This window comes from Pantoea sp. Acro-807 (assembly GCF_011752675.1).
GTDB classification, from domain to species: domain Bacteria; phylum Pseudomonadota; class Gammaproteobacteria; order Enterobacterales; family Enterobacteriaceae; genus Pantoea; species Pantoea eucrina.
Genome location: NZ_VWXE01000006.1, coordinates 19,227 through 39,321 on the forward strand (window position 1 = coordinate 19,227; position 20,095 = coordinate 39,321).

Genomic DNA, 20,095 nt, shown 5'->3' on the forward strand with positions numbered 1-20,095 from the left:
ACAGAAACCGGTGATCCTAATAAGAGATCTAACAAGAAGATCATATAAAAGAGTAAAGATCCTTTCTATAAACACGCAGGATCCGCCGCTTTCGCCTGAACCATAATTTCAGTAGAATCCACCGCCCAGGGCAACGATCCCTGTCTGAACTTTAACGAGGACCCACTTCATGTTTTATCCAGATCCTTTTGACGTCATCGTAATCGGTGGTGGTCATGCGGGTACCGAAGCCGCTATGGCGGCCGCCCGAATGGGTCAGCAGACGCTGTTACTCACGCATAACATCGACACGCTGGGACAGATGTCCTGCAATCCGGCAATCGGTGGTATCGGGAAAGGACACCTGGTAAAGGAAGTGGACGCCCTCGGCGGCCTGATGGCCACGGCAATCGATCAGGCAGGTATCCAGTTTAGGATACTAAACGCCAGCAAAGGTCCGGCGGTGCGCGCTACGCGTGCTCAGGCAGACCGTGTACTGTACCGCCAGGCGGTACGCACCGCGCTGGAGAACCAGCCCAACCTGATGATCTTCCAGCAGGCGGTTGACGATCTGATCGTCGAAAACGATCGGGTGGTAGGTGCCGTCACGCAGATGGGACTAAAATTCCGGGCTAAAACCGTGGTGCTGACCGTTGGCACCTTCCTCGATGGCAAAATTCATATCGGTCTTGATAATTACAGCGGTGGACGCGCCGGCGATCCGCCCTCTGTTCCGCTGGCAAAACGGCTGCGGGCGCTGCCGCTGCGCGTCAACCGTCTCAAGACCGGTACGCCACCGCGCATTGACGCGCGTTCGATCGATTTCTCTGTACTGACGCCACAGCACGGTGATACGCCGATGCCGGTGTTCTCGTTTATGGGCAGCGTGGCACAGCATCCGCAGCAGGTTCCCTGCTGGATCACCTATACCAACGAACAGACGCATGATGTGATCCGTAATAATCTCGATCGCAGCCCGATGTATGCGGGCGTCATTGAGGGGATTGGTCCGCGTTACTGCCCATCTATCGAAGATAAAGTGATGCGCTTTGCCGATCGCAACGCCCACCAGATCTTCCTGGAGCCGGAAGGGCTGACCAGCAATGAAATTTACCCGAACGGAATTTCAACCAGTCTGCCTTTTGATGTACAGATGCAGATTGTCCGTTCAATGAAAGGGCTGGAGAACGCCACCATTGTGCGCCCTGGCTATGCTATCGAGTACGATTTCTTCGATCCGCGCGATCTGAAACCCACGCTGGAGAGCAAGTTTATCCACGGTCTCTTCTTTGCCGGCCAGATCAACGGCACCACCGGTTATGAAGAAGCGGCAGCCCAGGGACTGCTGGCTGGCCTTAACGCTGCACGGCAGTCTGCGGACAAAGAGGGCTGGGCACCGCGCCGCGATCAGGCTTATCTCGGCGTGCTGGTCGACGACCTCTGCACGCTGGGTACCAAAGAGCCATACCGCATGTTTACCTCCCGCGCTGAGTATCGTCTGATGCTGCGCGAAGATAATGCCGATCTGCGTCTGACTGAAACGGGCCGTGAGCTGGGACTGGTCGATGATGCGCGCTGGACGCGCTATAACCAGAAGCTGGAGGCGATTGAGCAGGAGCGCCAGCGTCTGCGCAGCCTGTGGGTGCATCCGAAGTCAGAGAATGTGGCTGACGTAAACAGCATCATCAGCGCACCGCTGACAAAAGAAGCCAGCGCAGAGGATCTGCTGCGTCGTCCGGAGATGACCTATGCCCGACTGATGACGCTGGCGGACTATGGTCCGGCACTGCCTGATGAACAGGCAGCCGAGCAGGTTGAAATTCAGGTTAAATATGAGGGTTATATTGCGCGTCAGCAGGAGGAGATAGATCGCCAGCTGCGCAATGAGAACACGCTGCTGCCTGTCGATCTCGATTACCGTCAGGTTAATGGCCTGTCAAACGAAGTGATCGCCAAGCTCAACGACCATAAGCCGACCTCTATTGGCCAGGCATCGCGTATTTCCGGCATCACGCCAGCTGCGATCTCAATTCTGCTGATCTATCTCAAAAAACAGGGTCTGCTGCGTAAAAGCGCCTGACTGACCACCGGGGCAGCTTCGACTGCCCCTGTTAACGGAAACCTCGCTGTGATTAACAAACTCTCCCGGCTGCTTGACGCAGCAAATATTTCGCTCTCCGATCAACAAAAACAGCAGCTGGTTGGCTATGTGGAGCTGCTGCATAAGTGGAACAAAGCGTATAACCTGACCTCAGTGCGCGATCCGCATCAAATGCTGGTACGCCATATCCTCGACAGCGTGGTGGTAGAGCCGCATCTGCAGGGGGAGCGCTTTATTGATGTAGGGACCGGACCAGGACTGCCGGGCATTCCTCTGGCCATTGTCCGTCCGCAGGCGCATTTTACGCTGCTGGACAGCCTGGGTAAGCGGGTTCGTTTTCTGCGTCAGGTACAGCATGAGTTAGGACTCACTAACATTACTCCGGTCCAGAGCCGGGTTGAAGAGTTCCCGGCAGATCCACCGTTTGATGGTGTCATCAGCCGGGCATTTGCCTCACTGGAGGATATGCTGACCTGGTGCCGCGCATTGCCCGGAACGCATGGACGCTTTTATGCGCTGAAAGGCGTGCGTCCGGATGAGGAGATCGCTTCGTTGCCAGCAGGCTTTAGCGTAGAAAAAATTGAAGCCTTGCGCGTTCCTGAACTGGAAGGCGAGCGTCATCTTGTGGTGATTTCGCAGCAATAAGCCTGCAAAAAGCAGGGTTTTATTCAGCTTCTGGCAGCGGAACCATCGTCAGGGCTGAATAAAAAAACAGCGGTTGAACGCGCGGTGACAAACGCTTTTATTCGGCAGGGGAGGGGAAAGGCGTTAACATCCTTCGCCGTAATTATCCGAAAAGCGTTGTTACATTTAACGATTAGTTCACATTTTATTGCCACTAATGTCACATGATAATCGCTGTTTTCTGCTTTCGATTATCACGCAGGGAAATATGACGCGGCAATAAATCGGCGGGCGTAATATTATTATTTCGATTTTAATTCTTTCCGCAGTGTCAACCGGATGTTTTTATCGGAAAAGAGTGAGCTGAAGCAGATTTAAATTTATAACACCATGATTTTAAATGGTTAATATGCCCTGATTATTAGTGCGGATTATGCATTCTGGTAAATTTTTCAGCGTCTGGTTGTTTATTATGTGATCTGCAGCACGCTTTATATCGCGCTTTAGCCAGAAAACGGCAACGTCGCTGATGGCTTTCCGGGTTATGAATCTTTGGAAAAATAGCCCTTCAGAAAGAAATTTAAATAATTGTTCACCTTTTCGCTACTTAGCGATTGAAATCGCAGGTGCGGCCCGTATAATTTGCACGGCTTTTGCTGCTTGACTCAAAACGGCAAAGGCAGTCTTATACGACACGCGACATACCCCGTTCGGGGCAGGAGAGTTAAGCGTCATGTCAGTGTCTCTTTACAGTGTGAAATTAGCCCGAGCCGTTCTGGTTGTCCAGCTGGTGACGTTTGTCGTAATCGGTGCGCTGTTTGCCCTGAAAGATGTCACCTGGGGCGCCTCTGCTATCGCGGGTGGTGTGGCAGCCTGGCTGCCAAACATACTGTTCACGTTTTTAGCCTGGCGTCTGCAGGATCAAACACCGGCTAAAGGGCGTGTCGCCTGGAGTTTCGCCCTGGGTGAAGTTCTTAAGGTGTTCGCCACCGTTATTTTTCTCGCTGTGGCGTTGGGTGGGTTCGGAGCGGTCTTCTGGCCACTCGCAATCACCTGGTTATCGGTGCTGGTGGTGCAAATCGTCGCACCGGCTGTAATTAACAACAAAGGGTAAGAGGCATCATGGCCGCAGGAGAAATCTCAACGCCGCAGGAATACATAGGACATCATCTGACGCATCTTCAGATGGACCTGCGTACTTTCGAGCTGGTGAATGCACACGACGCGCCAGCAACATTCTGGACGTTAAACCTGGACTCCATGTTTTTCTCTGTTGCACTGGGAGTATTATTCCTTGTGCTGTTCCGCAGCGTGGCGAAAAGCGTCACCAGCGGCGTGCCAGGGAAAATGCAGGCGGCTATCGAGCTGGTTGTCGGCTTTGTTGATAGCAACGTTCGCGACATGTACCACGGTAAAAGTAAAGTTATCGCCCCGCTGGCTCTGACAATTTTTGTCTGGGTCTTCCTGATGAACTTCATGGATCTGCTGCCTATTGATTTGCTGCCGTTTATTGGTGAGCACTATCTGGGCCTGCCGGCGCTGCGCGTCGTGCCGTCAGCAGACGTGAACATCACGCTATCTATGGCGCTGGGCGTATTTATTTTGATTCTGTTCTACAGCATCAAAATGAAAGGGGTAGGCGGCTTTGCTAAAGAGCTGACTCTGCAGCCTTTTAATCACCCGATCTTCATCCCCATCAACCTGATTCTTGAAGGTGTCAGCCTGCTGTCAAAACCGGTTTCACTCGGTCTGCGACTGTTCGGCAACATGTATGCGGGTGAGCTGATCTTTATCCTGATTGCCGGTCTGCTGCCGTGGTGGTCGCAGTGGGTGCTGAATGTGCCATGGGCCATTTTCCACATCCTGATTATTTCGCTGCAGGCTTTCATTTTCATGGTCCTCACGATTGTCTATCTGTCGATGGCATCTGAAGAACATTGATTTTTTTCTCAACAACTTAAGCATAACTGAAACAAACTGGAGACTGTCATGGAAAACCTGAATATGGATCTGCTGTACATGGCTGCCGCTGTGATGATGGGTCTGGCGGCAATCGGTGCTGCGATCGGTATCGGCATCCTCGGAGGTAAATTCCTGGAAGGCGCAGCGCGTCAGCCGGATCTGATCCCTCTGCTGCGTACGCAGTTCTTTGTTGTAATGGGTCTGGTGGATGCAATCCCGATGATCGCTGTTGGTCTGGGTCTCTACGTGATGTTTGCTGTCGCCTAAAGCCTGTAGCCATTGTTCACTCATGGCACCTGGTGTGATGAGGAACAGATTCTGCCGTTTATCGATGATAGCGGCAGAGCACGTTAACTTAATAAGAGGCATTGTGCTGTGAACATTAACGCAACAATCCTCGGCCAGGCCATCGCGTTCATCCTGTTTGTCGCGTTCTGCATGAAGTACGTATGGCCACCGATCATGGCTGCCATCGAAAAGCGCCAGAAAGAAATTGCTGAAGGCCTTGCTTCTGCTGAACGCGCGAAGAAAGATTTGGATCTCGCGCAGGCCAATGCGACCGACCAGCTGAAAAAAGCGAAGGAAGAAGCTCAGGTCATTATCGAGCAGGCGAACAAACGCCGTGCCCAGATTCTGGACGAAGCCAAAACTGAAGCTGAAACTGAACGTAACCGCATCGTCACTCAGGCGCAGGCAGAAATTGAAGCCGAGCGCTCACGTGCACGTGAAGAGCTGCGTAAACAGGTCGCGTTGCTGGCATTAGCTGGCGCCGAGAAAATCATCGAACGTTCCGTGGATGAAGCTGCTAACAGCGACATCGTTGATAAACTGGTCGCTGAACTGTAAGGAGGGAGGGGCTGATGTCTGATCTGATTACTGTAGCTCGCCCCTACGCCAAAGCAGCTTTTGACTTTGCTGTTGAGCATCAAAGTATCGAACGCTGGCAGACCATGCTGGCGTTTGCCGCAGAAGTGGCTCGCAACGAACAGATGGCAGAAGTACTCTCTGGTGCCTTAGCACCTGAAGCGTTATCTGCCTCTTTCAATGCAGTCTGTGGTGATCAACTTGATGAACACGCTCAGAACCTGATCAAGGTAATGGCGGAGAACGGACGTTTGACAGCGCTTCCAGACGTACTGGAGCAATTTATTCAACTGCGTGACGCTTATGAAGCGACAGCCGAAGTTGATGTAATCTCCGCCAGTGCGCTGAGTGACAGCCAGCTGACCAAAATCAGCACCGCGATGGAAAAACGTCTGTCACGCAAAGTTAAGCTGAATTGCAAAATTGATAAGTCTGTATTGGCAGGTGTGGTTATCCGTGCGGGTGACCTGGTGATTGATGGCAGCGTGCGCGGCCGTCTTGACCGTCTGGCAGACGTCTTGCAGTCTTAAGGGGACTGGAGCATATGCAACTGAATTCCACCGAAATCAGCGAACTGATCAAGCAGCGCATTGCTCAGTTCAATGTCGTGAGTGAAGCTCACAACGAAGGTACTATTGTTTCTGTAAGTGACGGTATCATCCGCGTACATGGCCTGGCCGATGTTATGCAGGGTGAAATGATTGCCCTGCCGGGCAACCGTTACGCTATCGCACTGAACCTCGAGCGCGACTCGGTTGGTGCGGTCGTTATGGGCCCGTACGCTGACCTTGCCGAAGGCATGAAGGTTAAGTGCACCGGTCGTATTCTGGAAGTACCGGTTGGCCGTGGCCTGCTGGGTCGCGTGGTGAACACCCTGGGTGCACCTATCGATGGTAAAGGCGCAATCGACAACGACGGCTTCTCGCCGGTTGAAATGATTGCACCAGGCGTTATCGATCGTCAGTCTGTTGACCAGCCTGTTCAGACTGGTTACAAATCTGTCGATGCGATGATTCCAATCGGCCGTGGCCAGCGTGAGCTGATCATCGGTGACCGTCAGACCGGTAAGACTGCAATGGCTATCGACGCCATCATCAACCAGCGTGATTCAGGCATCAAGTGTGTCTACGTTGCGATTGGTCAGAAAGCGTCAACCATCTCTAACGTGGTTCGCAAGCTGGAAGAGCACGGCGCGCTGGCTAATACCATCGTGGTTGTGGCTTCTGCATCGGAGTCTGCTGCGCTGCAGTACCTGTCTCCGTACGCTGGTTGTGCCATGGGCGAATACTTCCGCGACCGCGGTGAAGATGCGCTGATCGTTTACGATGACCTCTCTAAGCAGGCTATCGCTTACCGTCAGATCTCCCTGCTGCTGCGCCGCCCACCAGGCCGTGAAGCATTCCCGGGCGACGTGTTCTATCTCCACTCTCGTCTGCTGGAGCGTGCATCACGCGTAAGCGCTGACTACGTTGAGCGTTTCACCAACGGTGCTGTGAAAGGCCAGACCGGTTCTCTGACCGCGCTGCCAATCATTGAAACCCAGGCTGGTGACGTTTCTGCGTTCGTTCCGACCAACGTTATCTCGATCACTGATGGTCAGATCTTCCTGGAGTCGAACCTGTTCAACTCCGGTATCCGTCCAGCCGTTAACCCGGGTATCTCCGTATCCCGTGTTGGTGGTGCTGCACAGACCAAGATCATCAAGAAACTGTCCGGTGGTATTCGTACCGCGCTGGCACAGTATCGTGAACTGGCAGCGTTCTCTCAGTTCGCTTCCGATCTGGATGATGCAACGCGTAAACAGCTGAGCCATGGTCAGAAAGTGACCGAGCTGCTGAAACAGAAACAGTATGCGCCAATGTCCGTTGCGCAGCAGGGTCTGGTGCTGTTTGCTGCTGAGCGCGGCTTCCTGAACGACGTTGAACTGGCGAAAATCGGCAGCTTCGAAGCCGCTCTGCTGGCGTACGCCGATCGCGAACACGCTGAGCTGATGGCTGAAATCAACCAGGCGGGTAACTACAACAACGATATCGAAGCGAAGCTGAAAGGCCTGCTCGAAACGTTTAAAGCAACCCAGTCCTGGTAATGTCTGGCGGCTTGTCTGAAAAGACAGGCCGCAAGGCTTTGAGGAGAAGCTAATGGCCGGCGCAAAAGAAATACGTACCAAGATCGGAAGCGTAAAAAATACGCAGAAGATCACCAAAGCGATGGAAATGGTCGCCGCCTCCAAAATGCGTAAAACGCAGGAACGCATGGCGGCCAGCCGTCCGTATGCAGATACCATGCGCAAAGTGATTGGTCACCTTGCACTGGGTAATCTGGAATACAAGCACCCTTACCTGGATGAGCGCGACGTTAAGCGCGTCGGCTACCTGGTCGTTTCGACTGACCGCGGGCTTTGTGGTGGTTTGAACATTAACCTGTTCAAAAAATTGCTGGCTGAAATGAAAGGCTGGGCAGACAAAGGCGTTCAGAGCGATCTGGCGATTGTCGGTTCTAAAGGCGTTTCATTCTTCGGCTCTGTCGGTGGTAACGTCGTGGCTCAGGTTACCGGCATGGGCGATAAGCCTGCGCTGTCCGATCTGATCGGCCCGGTAAAAGTTATGCTGCAGGCCTACGATGAAGGCCGTATCGACAAGCTGTATATCGTCAGCAACAAGTTTAACAACACCATGTCTCAGACTCCGACCATTACCCAACTGCTGCCGTTACCGCCAGCGGAAGGTGAAGAAGAGATGAAGGCGAAGACCTGGGATTACCTGTACGAACCCGATCCGAAGGCGCTGCTTGATACGCTGCTGCGTCGTTATGTCGAATCGCAGGTTTATCAGGGTGTGGTGGAAAACCTGGCCAGTGAGCAGGCCGCGCGTATGGTAGCGATGAAAGCCGCAACCGATAACGGCGGAAACCTGATCAAAGAGCTGCAGTTGGTCTACAACAAAGCTCGTCAGGCCAGCATCACCCAGGAACTTACCGAGATCGTCTCGGGAGCCTCCGCGGTTTAACCAGGCATATATCCTGTCGCCCGAGCGCGGCCGGATATTCTCGTATTAGGTAGAGGATTCAAGATGGCAGCTGGAAAGATTGTCCAGATTATCGGCGCCGTAGTTGACGTCGAATTCCCTCAGGACGCGGTACCACAGGTATACAGCGCTCTCGAGGTTAAGAATGGTGATACTCGTCTGGTGCTGGAAGTTCAGCAGCAGCTGGGTGGTGGCGTAGTACGTACTATCGCCATGGGTTCTTCTGACGGCCTGAAGCGCGGTCTGGAAGTAATCGATCTGAAAAAACCTATTCAGGTTCCGGTTGGTAAAGCGACCCTTGGCCGTATCATGAACGTGCTGGGCGAGCCTATCGACATGAAAGGCGACCTGACAGAAGAAGATGGCAGCGCAGTAGAGGTCTCCTCTATTCACCGCGCCGCGCCTTCCTATGAAGATCAGTCAAACTCGCAGGAACTGCTGGAAACCGGCATCAAGGTTATCGACCTGATGTGTCCGTTCGCTAAGGGCGGTAAAGTCGGTCTGTTCGGTGGTGCGGGCGTAGGTAAAACCGTAAACATGATGGAGCTGATCCGTAACATCGCGGCTGAGCACTCAGGTTATTCGGTCTTTGCTGGTGTGGGTGAGCGTACTCGTGAGGGTAACGACTTCTACCACGAAATGACTGACTCCAACGTTATCGATAAAGTAGCGCTGGTGTATGGCCAGATGAACGAGCCGCCGGGTAACCGTCTGCGCGTAGCACTGACCGGTCTGACCATGGCGGAAAAATTCCGTGATGAAGGTCGTGACGTTCTGCTGTTCATCGACAACATCTACCGTTATACCCTGGCAGGTACTGAAGTATCTGCACTGCTGGGTCGTATGCCATCTGCGGTAGGTTATCAGCCAACGCTGGCTGAAGAGATGGGTGTGCTGCAGGAGCGTATTACCTCCACCAAGACTGGTTCAATCACCTCCGTACAGGCCGTTTACGTTCCTGCGGATGACCTGACTGACCCGTCTCCGGCAACCACCTTTGCTCACTTAGACTCAACGGTTACGCTGAGCCGTCAGATCGCCTCTCTGGGTATCTACCCGGCCGTTGACCCGCTGGACTCTACCAGCCGTCAGCTGGATCCACTGATCGTGGGTCAGGAGCATTATGACGTCGCACGTGGCGTACAGTCACTGCTGCAGCGTTACCAGGAGCTGAAAGACATCATCGCCATTCTCGGTATGGACGAGCTGTCTGAAGAAGATAAACTGCTGGTGGCACGTGCGCGTAAGATCCAGCGCTTCCTGTCTCAGCCATTCTTCGTTGCTGAAGTCTTCACCGGTTCTCCGGGCAAATACGTGACGCTGAAAGATACCATTCGTGGTTTCAAAGGCATCATGGAAGGCGAATTCGACCACCTGCCAGAGCAGGCGTTCTACATGGTCGGCGCTATCGAAGAAGCCGTAGAAAAAGCGAAGAAACTGTAATAACGGTTTCCCGGGAGGAATGGTATGGCTATGACTTATCATCTGGACGTGGTCAGCGCGGAGCAGCAGATGTTCTCCGGTCTGGTACAGCGTATCCAGGTGTCAGGTAGCGAAGGCGAGCTGGGTATCCACCCGGGCCACGCCCCGCTGCTGACCGCCATCAAGCCTGGCATGATTCGCATCGTGAAGCAGCACGGCGACGAGGAGTATATCTACCTCTCCGGCGGCGTGCTGGAAGTACAGCCGGGCAGCACGACCGTTCTGGCCGACACCGCGATTCGTGGTGAAGACCTTGACGAAGCGCGCGCGCTGGAAGCGAAACGTAAAGCAGAAGAGCACATGAACAGCAGCCACGGCGACGTGGACTATGCTCAGGCCTCTGCAGAGCTGGCGAAAGCTATCGCGAAACTGCGTGTTATCGAGCTGACCAAAAAAGCGATGTAATCAGGCTTATGCGTCATGAAATGCCAGCCCTCCGGGGCTGGCATTTTTTTTGCCCGGCGCCCGGCAAACCCGTTGTCATGCACCCTCCCTGACTCCCCTTTCCGCTTTCCTCCGGTTGTCTAATTTCGCCATGAGAAAAATGTAGTAATCTCAGGGGTAAACCTTACACTTTCGAAAGTTAAATTGAGTCTGGAAAATTATGTCTGTAAGCGCGATGAGTGTGGTGATCCTGGCCGCTGGCAAAGGCACCCGTATGTATTCCGATCTGCCTAAAGTTCTGCACACGCTGGCAGGTAAACCCATGGTGCAGCATGTTATTGATGCCGCTACCGGGCTTGGTGCCCGGCAGGTTCACCTGGTCTATGGTCACGGGGGGGAACTGCTGCAGCAGAAGCTGGCGCACAACGCCCTGAACTGGGTACTGCAGGCGGAACAGCTCGGCACCGGGCACGCCATGCAGCAGGCAGCGCCCTTCTTTGCGGATGACGAAGATATTCTGATGCTGTATGGCGACGTCCCGCTTATCTCGCAGGCAACGCTGCAGCAGCTGCGCGCGGCGAAACCTGAAGGCGGCATCGGGCTGCTGACCGTGGTGCTGGATAACCCCACCGGCTATGGCCGGATTGTGCGTGAAAACACGATCGTGACCGGCATTGTTGAACAGAAGGATGCATCTGCTGAGCAGCTGGCTATTCAGGAGATCAATACCGGTATCCTGATCGCCAGCGGCGGCGATCTCCGGCGCTGGCTGGCACAGCTCGACAACAATAACGCACAGGGTGAGTTCTATATCACCGATATTATCGCGATGGCGCATCAGGAAGGCCGCGTAATTAATACCGTTCATCCGGCACGTATCAGTGAAACGGAAGGTGTAAATAATCGTCTGCAACTGGCTACGCTGGAGCGCACTTTTCAGCAGGAGCAGGCGGAAAAACTGCTGCTGGCGGGCGTGATGCTGCGCGATCCGGCGCGTTTTGACCTGCGTGGTACGCTGGCGCACGGGCGCGACGTGGAAATTGATATCGGCGTCATCATTGAAGGTGATGTCACGCTGGGCAACCGGGTAAAAATTGGCGCCGGCTGCGTGATCAAAAACAGCGTTCTGGGCGATGACTGTGAGATCAGCCCTTATTCTGTCATCGAAGATGCGACGCTGGCCGCCGCCTGCACGGTCGGGCCGTTTGCCCGGCTGCGTCCTGGCAGCGAACTGGCTGAACAGGCGCACGTCGGCAACTTTGTGGAAATGAAAAAGGCCACGCTCGGCAAAGGCTCCAAAGCGGGCCATCTTTCCTACCTGGGTGATGCGGAAATAGGGGCGGGCGTTAACATCGGCGCCGGCACTATTACCTGCAACTATGATGGCGCTAACAAGTTTAAAACCATCATTGGCGATAACGTCTTTGTGGGATCGGATACGCAGCTGGTGGCACCGGTCACCGTTGCCGCAGGCGCCACCATCGCTGCCGGTACTACGGTGATGAAAGATATTACCGCCGCCGATCTGGTCTACAACCGCAAAGAACAGCAGCAGAAAGCGGGCTGGCAGCGCCCGGTGAAGAAAAAATAAATTTTAAGGGCCGGCAAAGATCGGCCCGTTTAGCAGTGCCATAACGATATCCCCACTCTCTACAAGGCTCGGGGAACCGGCGCAGCCGGAAATCAGGTCAGATGACAACGCAATGGCCGAAAGCCATGAAGTCAGGAAACGAATATGTGTGGAATTGTTGGAGCAGTAGCGCAGCGTGACATTGCAGAGATCCTGCTGGAAGGTCTGCGTCGTCTGGAGTATCGCGGTTATGACTCAGCCGGTCTGGCGGTGGTCGATCGTCAGGGGCACGTGACGCGTCTGCGTCGCGTTGGCAAAGTGGCTAATCTGGCGGAGGCCGCAGATCAGCAGCCGCTGATTGGCGGTACCGGTATTGCCCACACCCGCTGGGCCACGCACGGTGAACCTTCTGAGGCAAATGCGCATCCGCACGTCTCAGAGCAGATCATCGTGGTGCATAACGGCATTATCGAAAACCATGAGCCGCTGCGCGCGCAAATGATCGAACGCGGCTACCATTTTGCCTCCGAGACGGACACCGAAGTGGTGGCGCATCTGGTGCACTGGGAGCAGAAGCAGGGCGGCACGCTGCGTGAGGTTATTCTGCGCGTTATCCCTCAGCTGCGCGGTGCTTACGGCATGGTCATCATGGACAGCCGCGATCCGTCGGTGCTGGTGGCCGCGCGCTCCGGCAGCCCGCTGGTGATTGGCCGTGGCGTGGGCGAGAACTTTATCGCATCCGATCAGCTGGCGCTGCTGCCGGTTACCCGCCGCTTTATTTACCTGGAAGAGGGGGATATTGCCGAGGTTACCCGCCGTGAAGTCACTATCATCGATCGCGAAGGCCATCAGGTCCAGCGCGCGGAGATCGAATCAAACGCGCAGTATGACGCGGGCGATAAAGGTATCTATCGCCACTATATGCAGAAAGAGATCTACGAGCAGCCCAACGCTATCAAAAATACGCTGGCGGGCCGCTTCCACGACGGGATTGTCGATCTGCGCGAACTGGGTGAGCATGCAGAGTCGCTGCTGAGCAAAGTAGAGCATATCCAGATCATCGCCTGCGGCACCTCCTACAACTCCGGTATGGTATCGCGCTACTGGTTTGAATCACTGGCGAATATCCCGTGTGACGTTGAGATCGCCTCTGAATTCCGCTACCGCAAATCCGCAGTTCGCAAAAACAGCCTGCTGATCACCCTGTCGCAGTCGGGTGAAACCGCCGATACGCTGGCGGCGCTGCGCCTCTCCAAAGAGCTGGGTTATCTTGGCTCACTGGCTATCTGTAACGTCGCCGGCTCTTCGCTGGTGCGCGAATCCGATCTGGCGCTGATGACCAAAGCGGGCACGGAAATTGGCGTGGCTTCCACCAAAGCCTTTACCACGCAGCTGACGGTACTGCTGATGCTGGTGGCAAAACTGGGTCGTCTGCACGGCATGAAGCCGGAAACGGAGCATGAGATTGTGCACGCGTTGCAGGCGCTGCCAAGCCGTATTGAGCAGATGCTGGCGCAGGATAAGATCATCGAGAGCCTGGCAGAAGATTTCTCTGACAAGCATCATGCGCTGTTTCTTGGCCGCGGCGATCAATACCCGATCGCCATGGAAGGCGCGCTTAAGCTCAAAGAGATCTCCTATATTCATGCCGAAGCCTACGCGGCCGGTGAGCTGAAGCACGGCCCGCTGGCGCTGATTGATGCCGATATGCCGGTGATCGTGGTCGCACCTAACAATGAGCTGCTGGAAAAGCTGAAATCCAACATTGAAGAGGTGCGCGCGCGCGGCGGCCTGCTCTATGTCTTCGCCGATGGCGATGCGGGTTTCAGCGACAGTGAAGGGATGAAAATCATTTCACTGCCGCATGTTGAGGAAGTGATTGCCCCTATCTTCTACACCGTGCCGCTGCAGATGCTCTCTTATCATGTGGCGCTGATCAAAGGCACCGACGTGGACCAGCCGCGTAACCTGGCAAAATCGGTTACCGTTGAGTAATCGCTAAGCCGGGCGGGCCTGCAACGGGCCCGCCCGGTTTTTATCCTCGTCATAAAACTGTCACATTTCGTACATTTCGCTGTCATCAAACTGTCCTATTTTCCCTCCAGCAGCAATCACTGACTCCAACTAAAACGGCGTTAAGCCTGATTTATACTCCCCCGGAGGGAACATGACACTGATGCGTAGCACCGTAGCCCGAATCCTCGCCGCCACTTTCGCCGTCAGCGCAGTTTCTGCGTTTGCCGCCACCGATCTGACCGGCGCTGGCGGGACCTTCCCGGCCCCGGTTTATGCCAAGTGGGCAGCAGAGTATCAGCAGGCCACCGGTAGCAAAATCAACTATCAGGGGATCGGCTCTTCGGGTGGCGTAAAGCAGATCATCGCAAAAACCGTGGATTTCGGTGCTTCTGATGCGCCGATGAAAGAGGAAGATCTGCAGAAAAATGGCCTGTTCCAGTTCCCGACCGTTATCGGTGGCGTGGTGCTGGCCGTTAACATTCCGGGTGTGAAGTCGGGCGAGCTGACGCTCGATGGCAAAACCGTAGGTGACATCTACCTCGGCACCATCAAAAAATGGAACGATCCGGCGATCGCTAAGCTGAACCCGAACCTGAAACTGCCTGACACCAATATCAACGTCGTGCGCCGCGCCGACGGCTCCGGTACCTCCTTTGTGTTTACCAGCTATCTGACCAAAGTGAACACGGACTGGGCAAGCAAAATAGGCAAAGGCAACACCGTTAACTGGCCAACCGGTCTTGGCGGTAAAGGCAACGATGGCGTGGCCGCTTTCGTGCAGCGTCTGCCGGGTTCAATTGGCTATGTCGAATACGCCTACGCGAAACAGAACAACCTGACCTACACCAAACTGCTGGATGCGGATGGCAAGCCGGTGGCCCCGAGTGAAAGCAGCTTTGCCAACGCCGCCAAAGGCGCTGACTGGAGCAGCTCGTTTGCTCAGGACCTGACGTTCCAGAAAGGTGACGACGCGTGGCCGATCGCCTCCACCACCTTTATCCTGATTTACAAAGATCAGGCTAATGCGGAGAAGGGCGCAGAAGTGCTGAAGTTCTTTGACTGGGCCTATAAAGGCGGCAGCAAAACCGCCACGGCGCTGGATTACGCAGCGCTGCCGGAGAGCGTAGTGACGCAGATCCGTGCGGCATGGAAAGCGAATATCAAAGACAGCAGCGGCAAAGCGCTCTGGCAGTAAGCCATTGTCAGGCTCGGCTACTGGCTGAGTATCCCGGGGGCGGCCGCCTGGTCGCCCTGCATATCCTCTGAGAACCGAGAATTTTATGGCTGCTACCAAGCCGGCATTCAAAGCACCGGGTAAGCAAGGCGACATGATTTTTGGCGCGCTGGTTAAACTCTCTGCGCTGATTGTCCTGCTGCTGCTGGGTGGCATTATTGTCTCCCTGATCGTCTCCTCCTGGCCCAGCATTCAGAAGTTTGGCTTCGCCTTTCTCTGGACCAAAACCTGGGATGCACCAAACGAAGAGTTTGGCGCACTGGTGCCGATTTACGGCACGCTGGTGACCTCACTGATCGCATTAATCATCGCAGTACCGGTAAGCTTCGGGATCGCACTGTTTCTGACCGAGTTGGCACCCGGCTGGCTGCGTCGTCCGCTGGGCACCGCCATTGAACTGCTGGCGGCCATCCCGAGCATTGTTTATGGCATGTGGGGCCTGTTTATCTTCGCACCGCTGTTTGCCGAATATTTTCAGACGCCGGTTGGCAACGTCCTCGCTAACATTCCCATCGTCGGCACGCTGTTCTCCGGCCCGGCGTTTGGTATCGGTATCCTGGCCGCAGGCGTCATCCTGGCGATTATGATCATTCCTTATATCGCCTCGGTAATGCGCGACGTCTTTGAACAGACGCCGGTGATGATGAAAGAGTCCGCGTATGGCATCGGCTGCACAACCTGGGAAGTGATCTGGCGTATCGTGCTGCCGTTTACCAAAAACGGCGTCATCGGTGGCGTGATGCTGGGACTGGGGCGGGCGCTGGGAGAGACCATGGCGGTGACCTTTATTATCGGTAACACCTACCAGCTCGACAGCGCTTCGCTGTTTATGCCCGGCAACAGTATCACCTCCGCGCTGGCTAACGAGTTCGCTGAAGCGGAATCGGGCGTGCATGTCGCTGCGCTGATGGAGCTGGGTCTGATCCTGTTTGTGATCACCTTTATCGTCCTGGCGATCTCGAAGCTGATGATCCTGCGGCTGGCAAAAAGTGAAGGGGCCCGTTCATGACCGCAATTGAAATGCAGAGCCGTACTGAGCTGGAAGCCTCGCGCCGCAAAATGCAGGCGTGGCGCAGTACAAAAAATAAAATCGCCCTGACGCTGTCGCTGCTGACCATGGCGTTTGGCCTCTTCTGGCTGATCTGGATCCTGTTCACCACGGTGACTAAAGGCATCGACGGGCTGAGCTGGTCGCTGTTTACCGAATCAACGCCGCCGCCCAACACCGCCGGCGGCGGGCTGGCAAATGCGCTGGCGGGCAGCGGCCTGCTGATTTTCTGGTCCACCTTTTTCGGTACGCCGCTGGGCATTATGGCCGGGATCTGGCTGGCGGAGTATGGCCGTAAGAACTGGCTGGCAGAGGTGATCCGCTTTATCAACGACATTCTGCTCTCCGCGCCCTCTATCGTGGTCGGACTGTTTGTCTACACCATTGTGGTATCACAGATGCAGCACTTCTCCGGCTGGGCAGGCGTTGCGGCGCTGGCGCTGCTGCAGATCCCGATTGTGATCCGTACCACCGAGAATATGCTGCGGCTGGTGCCGGACAGCATGCGCGAAGCGGCATACGCGCTGGGCACACCGAAGTGGAAGATGATCTCAGCCATCACCCTGAAAGCGTCTGTTTCCGGCATCATTACCGGCGTACTGCTGGCGATTGCCCGTATCGCAGGTGAAACCGCTCCGCTGCTGTTTACCGCGCTCTCCAACCAGTTCTGGAGCACTGACATGATGCAGCCGGTGGCCAACCTGCCGGTCACTATCTTCAAGTTCGCCATGAGCCCGTTTGCCGAATGGCAAAGCCTGGCGTGGGCAGGCGTGCTGATCATTACGCTGTGCGTGCTGCTGCTGAACATTGTTGCCCGCATGATCTTCGCCAAAGGCAAACACTAATTTTCCGGCGCGGCTCTGGCGGCGCTGTATAAGAGAGATGAGCAATGAGTATGGCAACCCCTTCTGCCGGTAAAATCCAGGTGCGTAATCTGAACTTTCATTATGGTAAGTTCCACGCGCTGAAAGATATCAACCTGGATATTGCCCGCAATCAGGTCACCGCGTTTATCGGCCCGTCGGGCTGCGGTAAATCCACGCTGCTGCGTACGTTTAATAAAATGTATTCGCTCTACCCGGAGCAGCGCGCAGAAGGTGAGATCCTGCTGGATGGCGACAATATTCTCGCGTCGCACCAGGATATCGCCCTGCTGCGCGCGCGCGTCGGCATGGTATTTCAGAAGCCAACGCCGTTTCCGATGTCAATTTACGACAACATCGCCTTCGGCGTGCGCCTGTTTGAGAAGCTGTCGCGCGCGGATATGGATGAGCGCGTGCAGTGGGCGCTGACCAAAGCCGCGCTGTGGAACGAAACCAAAGACAAGCTTCATCAGAGCGGTTACAGTCTTTCCGGCGGGCAGCAGCAGCGTCTCTGCATCGCGCGCGGTATCGCTATCCGGCCGGAAGTGCTGCTGCTGGATGAGCCCTGCTCGGCGCTGGACCCGATCTCCACCGGCCGCATTGAGGAGCTGATCACCGAGCTCAAGCAGGATTACACCGTGGTGATTGTGACGCACAATATGCAGCAGGCTGCCCGCTGCTCCGATCATACGGCGTTTATGTATCTTGGCGAGCTGATTGAGTTCAGCGACACCGACACGCTGTTTACCAAACCCGCGCAGAAGCAGACTGAAGATTACATCACCGGTCGTTACGGCTGATTCAGGAGAGACTCATGGATAATTTAAATCTTAATAAACATATCTCCGGTCAGTTTAATGCCGAGCTGGAGCATATTCGTACGCAGGTGATGATCATGGGCGGCATGGTGGAGCAGCAGCTCACCGACGCGATTACCGCCATGCATAATCAGGATGCGGAACTGGCACGCCGGGTGATTGAAGGCGACCAGAAGGTCAATATGATGGAGGTAGAGATTGATGAGGCGTGCGTGCGTATTATCGCCAAGCGTCAGCCTACCGCCAGCGACCTGCGGCTGGTAATGGCCATCATCAAAGCGATCTCTGAGCTGGAGCGTATTGGTGACGTGGCGGAAAAAATCAGCCGCACCGCGCTGGAGAAGTTTGGCCAGCAGCATCTGCCGCTCTTGGTCAGCCTGGAGTCGCTGGGCCATCATACGGTGCAGATGCTGCATGACGTACTGGATGCGTTTGCGCGCATGGATCTCAGCGCTGCCATCACCATCTACCGTGAAGATAAAAAAGTGGATAAAGAGTATGAAGGCATCGTGCGCCAGCTGATGACCTATATGATGGAAGATCCGCGCACGATCCCCAGCGTGCTGACCGCCCTGTTCTGCGCGCGCGCGATCGAGCGTATCGGCGATCGCTGTCAGAACATCTGCGAAATTATCTTCTATTTTGTTAAAGGGCAGGATTTTCGTCACGTTGGCGGCGACCGGCTGGATGAACTGCTTTCCGGCGACGACGGCAGCAATCGCCCTACCTGACCCTCTCCTCCGGCTGCCTGTGCGGCAGCCATTACCATTTCTGATTGGTCACTCCGCCGCCCGCTCTTTATACTTGGCGCACTTTTTTTCGCCAGGTGCTCTTTTATGTCCCTTTCCCGATCTGCTAAACCAGCCGTTACGCCGGCTAAAGCGATGCTGGCCGCAATCAGCGGCTACGCGATGGATGGATTTGATCTGCTGATCCTCGGTTTTATGCTGCCGGCCATCAGCGTGTCACTGATGCTTGACCCGTCACAGGCGGGATCGCTAGTGACCTGGACGCTGATTGGCGCAGTGATCGGCGGTATTCTGTTTGGCCACCTCAGCGATCGCTTTGGCCGGATCCGTATCCTGACCGTAACGATACTGATGTTTTCACTGTTTACCGGCCTGTGCGCGGTGGCGCAGGGCTACTGGGATCTGCTGGCGTACCGGACTCTGGCCGGGGTGGGGCTGGGCGGCGAGTTTGGTATCGGTATGGCGCTGATCGCCGAAGCCTGGCCGCAGGAGAAGCGCAACCGGGCATCGGCCTGGGTCGGCATCGGCTGGCAGCTCGGTGTGCTGCTGGCCGCCTTTATTACGCCGCCGCTGCTCAGCGTGATTGGCTGGCGCGGCATGTTTCTGGTGGGTATGCTGCCGGCACTGCTCTCATTCGTGCTGCGGCGCAGTATGGGTGAGCCGGAGAGTTTCACACGGCAGGTAAAAAGCGTACCGGCACTCTCATTTACCGCCCGCATAAGGCTGTTGTTTGCTGACCGCGCCACCCTTAAAGCGAGCCTGGGTATTTTTATCCTCTGTTCGGTACAGAACTTTGGCTATTACGGTCTGATGATCTGGATGCCGAGCTATCTCTCCTCCAGTTTTGGTTTCAGCCTGACAAAATCGGGGCTGTGGACCGCGGTGACGGTGGTGGGCATGACCCTGGGTATCTGGCTGTTTGGCGTGCTGGCCGATCGCTTCGCACGCTGGAAAATTTTTCTGTTGTACCAGTTCGGTGCCGTGGTGATGGTGGTGGTCTATGCGCAGCTGCGCGATCCGACGGTAATGCTGTTTACCGGCGCCATCATGGGCATGTTTGTTAACGGCATGATTGGCGGCTATGGCGCGCTGATCTCCGATACGTTCCCGCAGCAGGCGCGTGCTACCGCGCAAAATGTGCTATTTAACCTCGGGCGCGGCGTCGGCGGTTTTGGTCCGCTGGTGATTGGCGCGCTGGCTACGCAAATTTCCTTCACCGCCGCTATTACGCTGCTGGCGCTGATTTATCTGCTGGATATTTTCGCCACGCTGTTTCTGCTGCCTAAGAAGCAAAGCAATGAGGATTCGCTGGGCGCGATAGGCTGATAGCCTGCGCGCATGCCAGGGGCGCATAAATGCGCCCCCTACAAAACATTGC

At 55.3% G+C, this 20,095-nt stretch carries 19 protein-coding genes; all 19 read left to right on the forward strand.

The features are described 5' to 3' along the window. Positions 1–169 precede the first annotated feature (169 nt). The 19 genes from mnmG to F3J39_RS14260 all read left to right on the forward strand — a co-directional run bounded on the left by mnmG (position 170) and on the right by F3J39_RS14260 (position 20,043). Positions 170–2,059 (forward strand): tRNA uridine-5-carboxymethylaminomethyl(34) synthesis enzyme MnmG, encoded by a 1,890-nt coding sequence (mnmG, locus tag F3J39_RS14170; RefSeq protein WP_166714339.1) that lies wholly within the window; start codon positions 170–172, stop codon positions 2,057–2,059. A gap of 48 nt (positions 2,060–2,107) precedes the next feature. Then, entirely contained in the window at positions 2,108–2,725 is a 618-nt protein-coding gene (gene rsmG, locus F3J39_RS14175; RefSeq protein ID WP_071668258.1) for a 16S rRNA (guanine(527)-N(7))-methyltransferase RsmG, read from the forward strand. 712 nt (positions 2,726–3,437) lie between these two features. Then, positions 3,438–3,818 carry a F0F1 ATP synthase subunit I gene (gene atpI / locus F3J39_RS14180; protein ID WP_039381414.1) on the forward strand — a complete coding sequence of 127 codons (381 nt, stop codon included), beginning with the start codon at positions 3,438–3,440 and terminating at the stop codon, positions 3,816–3,818. Between the two features lie 8 nt (positions 3,819–3,826). Further along, positions 3,827–4,645, forward strand: a complete 819-nt coding sequence (gene atpB / locus F3J39_RS14185) for a F0F1 ATP synthase subunit A (RefSeq protein WP_039381416.1) — start codon at positions 3,827–3,829, stop codon at positions 4,643–4,645. A gap of 48 nt (positions 4,646–4,693) precedes the next feature. Further along, the gene (atpE, locus tag F3J39_RS14190) at positions 4,694–4,933 is read left to right on the forward strand and encodes a F0F1 ATP synthase subunit C (protein WP_003849523.1); all 240 of its coding nucleotides are present in this window, start codon (positions 4,694–4,696) and stop codon (positions 4,931–4,933) included. Between the two features lie 108 nt (positions 4,934–5,041). After that, on the forward strand, positions 5,042–5,512 hold the full coding sequence (gene atpF / locus F3J39_RS14195; RefSeq protein WP_039381418.1) for a F0F1 ATP synthase subunit B: 471 nt from the start codon (positions 5,042–5,044) through the stop codon (positions 5,510–5,512). Positions 5,513–5,526: 14 nt separating this feature from the next. Continuing rightward, complete coding sequence (gene atpH / locus F3J39_RS14200; protein WP_039381423.1) at positions 5,527–6,060, forward strand: F0F1 ATP synthase subunit delta; 534 nt, start codon at positions 5,527–5,529, stop codon at positions 6,058–6,060. Positions 6,061–6,074: 14 nt separating this feature from the next. Beyond that, complete coding sequence (gene atpA, locus F3J39_RS14205) at positions 6,075–7,616, forward strand: F0F1 ATP synthase subunit alpha (protein WP_039381427.1); 1,542 nt, start codon at positions 6,075–6,077, stop codon at positions 7,614–7,616. Between the two features lie 52 nt (positions 7,617–7,668). Next, positions 7,669–8,535: a F0F1 ATP synthase subunit gamma gene (atpG, locus tag F3J39_RS14210; protein WP_039381430.1), complete on the forward strand. Its 867-nt coding sequence runs from the start codon at positions 7,669–7,671 to the stop codon at positions 8,533–8,535. 63 nt (positions 8,536–8,598) lie between these two features. After that, complete coding sequence (gene atpD, locus F3J39_RS14215) at positions 8,599–9,996, forward strand: F0F1 ATP synthase subunit beta (RefSeq protein ID WP_065647895.1); 1,398 nt, start codon at positions 8,599–8,601, stop codon at positions 9,994–9,996. 24 nt (positions 9,997–10,020) lie between these two features. Next, the gene (locus tag F3J39_RS14220; RefSeq protein WP_039381436.1) at positions 10,021–10,440 is read left to right on the forward strand and encodes a F0F1 ATP synthase subunit epsilon; all 420 of its coding nucleotides are present in this window, start codon (positions 10,021–10,023) and stop codon (positions 10,438–10,440) included. 199 nt (positions 10,441–10,639) lie between these two features. Beyond that, a complete protein-coding gene (glmU, locus tag F3J39_RS14225) occupies positions 10,640–12,010 on the forward strand; it encodes a bifunctional UDP-N-acetylglucosamine diphosphorylase/glucosamine-1-phosphate N-acetyltransferase GlmU (protein WP_104085892.1) in 1,371 nt (456 codons plus the stop codon). 144 nt (positions 12,011–12,154) lie between these two features. Further along, positions 12,155–13,984 carry a glutamine--fructose-6-phosphate transaminase (isomerizing) gene (glmS, locus tag F3J39_RS14230; protein ID WP_039381443.1) on the forward strand — a complete coding sequence of 610 codons (1,830 nt, stop codon included), beginning with the start codon at positions 12,155–12,157 and terminating at the stop codon, positions 13,982–13,984. 172 nt (positions 13,985–14,156) lie between these two features. Next, positions 14,157–15,200 carry a phosphate ABC transporter substrate-binding protein PstS gene (pstS, locus tag F3J39_RS14235; RefSeq protein ID WP_039381445.1) on the forward strand — a complete coding sequence of 348 codons (1,044 nt, stop codon included), beginning with the start codon at positions 14,157–14,159 and terminating at the stop codon, positions 15,198–15,200. Between the two features lie 85 nt (positions 15,201–15,285). Continuing rightward, positions 15,286–16,248, forward strand: a complete 963-nt coding sequence (gene pstC / locus F3J39_RS14240; protein WP_039381448.1) for a phosphate ABC transporter permease PstC — start codon at positions 15,286–15,288, stop codon at positions 16,246–16,248. After that, a complete protein-coding gene (gene pstA / locus F3J39_RS14245) occupies positions 16,245–17,132 on the forward strand; it encodes a phosphate ABC transporter permease PstA (RefSeq protein ID WP_039381450.1) in 888 nt (295 codons plus the stop codon). Before pstC ends, pstA begins: the two co-directional genes overlap by 4 nt. A gap of 44 nt (positions 17,133–17,176) precedes the next feature. After that, a complete protein-coding gene (pstB, locus tag F3J39_RS14250) occupies positions 17,177–17,950 on the forward strand; it encodes a phosphate ABC transporter ATP-binding protein PstB (protein WP_039381453.1) in 774 nt (257 codons plus the stop codon). A gap of 14 nt (positions 17,951–17,964) precedes the next feature. Further along, the gene (phoU, locus tag F3J39_RS14255) at positions 17,965–18,699 is read left to right on the forward strand and encodes a phosphate signaling complex protein PhoU (RefSeq protein WP_071668257.1); all 735 of its coding nucleotides are present in this window, start codon (positions 17,965–17,967) and stop codon (positions 18,697–18,699) included. Positions 18,700–18,804: 105 nt separating this feature from the next. After that, the gene (locus F3J39_RS14260) at positions 18,805–20,043 is read left to right on the forward strand and encodes an MFS transporter (RefSeq protein WP_166714340.1); all 1,239 of its coding nucleotides are present in this window, start codon (positions 18,805–18,807) and stop codon (positions 20,041–20,043) included. Positions 20,044–20,095 lie beyond the last annotated feature (52 nt).

Excerpts from the sequence above, each read along its gene's own strand:
- mnmG (WP_166714339.1), top strand. The coding sequence starts at position 170 with ATGTTTTATCCAGATCCTTTTGACGTCATCGTAATCGGTGGTGGTCAT.
- atpI (WP_039381414.1), top strand. The coding sequence starts at position 3,438 with ATGTCAGTGTCTCTTTACAGTGTGAAATTAGCCCGAGCCGTTCTGGTT.
- atpB (WP_039381416.1), top strand. The coding sequence starts at position 3,827 with ATGGCCGCAGGAGAAATCTCAACGCCGCAGGAATACATAGGACATCAT.
- atpE (WP_003849523.1), top strand. The coding sequence starts at position 4,694 with ATGGAAAACCTGAATATGGATCTGCTGTACATGGCTGCCGCTGTGATG.
- atpH (WP_039381423.1), top strand. The coding sequence starts at position 5,527 with ATGTCTGATCTGATTACTGTAGCTCGCCCCTACGCCAAAGCAGCTTTT.
- atpA (WP_039381427.1), top strand. The coding sequence starts at position 6,075 with ATGCAACTGAATTCCACCGAAATCAGCGAACTGATCAAGCAGCGCATT.
- atpG (WP_039381430.1), top strand. The coding sequence starts at position 7,669 with ATGGCCGGCGCAAAAGAAATACGTACCAAGATCGGAAGCGTAAAAAAT.
- atpD (WP_065647895.1), top strand. The coding sequence starts at position 8,599 with ATGGCAGCTGGAAAGATTGTCCAGATTATCGGCGCCGTAGTTGACGTC.
- F3J39_RS14220 (WP_039381436.1), top strand. The coding sequence starts at position 10,021 with ATGGCTATGACTTATCATCTGGACGTGGTCAGCGCGGAGCAGCAGATG.
- glmU (WP_104085892.1), top strand. The coding sequence starts at position 10,640 with ATGTCTGTAAGCGCGATGAGTGTGGTGATCCTGGCCGCTGGCAAAGGC.
- glmS (WP_039381443.1), top strand. The coding sequence starts at position 12,155 with ATGTGTGGAATTGTTGGAGCAGTAGCGCAGCGTGACATTGCAGAGATC.
- pstS (WP_039381445.1), top strand. The coding sequence starts at position 14,157 with ATGACACTGATGCGTAGCACCGTAGCCCGAATCCTCGCCGCCACTTTC.
- pstC (WP_039381448.1), top strand. The coding sequence starts at position 15,286 with ATGGCTGCTACCAAGCCGGCATTCAAAGCACCGGGTAAGCAAGGCGAC.
- pstA (WP_039381450.1), top strand. The coding sequence starts at position 16,245 with ATGACCGCAATTGAAATGCAGAGCCGTACTGAGCTGGAAGCCTCGCGC.
- pstB (WP_039381453.1), top strand. The coding sequence starts at position 17,177 with ATGAGTATGGCAACCCCTTCTGCCGGTAAAATCCAGGTGCGTAATCTG.
- phoU (WP_071668257.1), top strand. The coding sequence starts at position 17,965 with ATGGATAATTTAAATCTTAATAAACATATCTCCGGTCAGTTTAATGCC.
- F3J39_RS14260 (WP_166714340.1), top strand. The coding sequence starts at position 18,805 with ATGTCCCTTTCCCGATCTGCTAAACCAGCCGTTACGCCGGCTAAAGCG.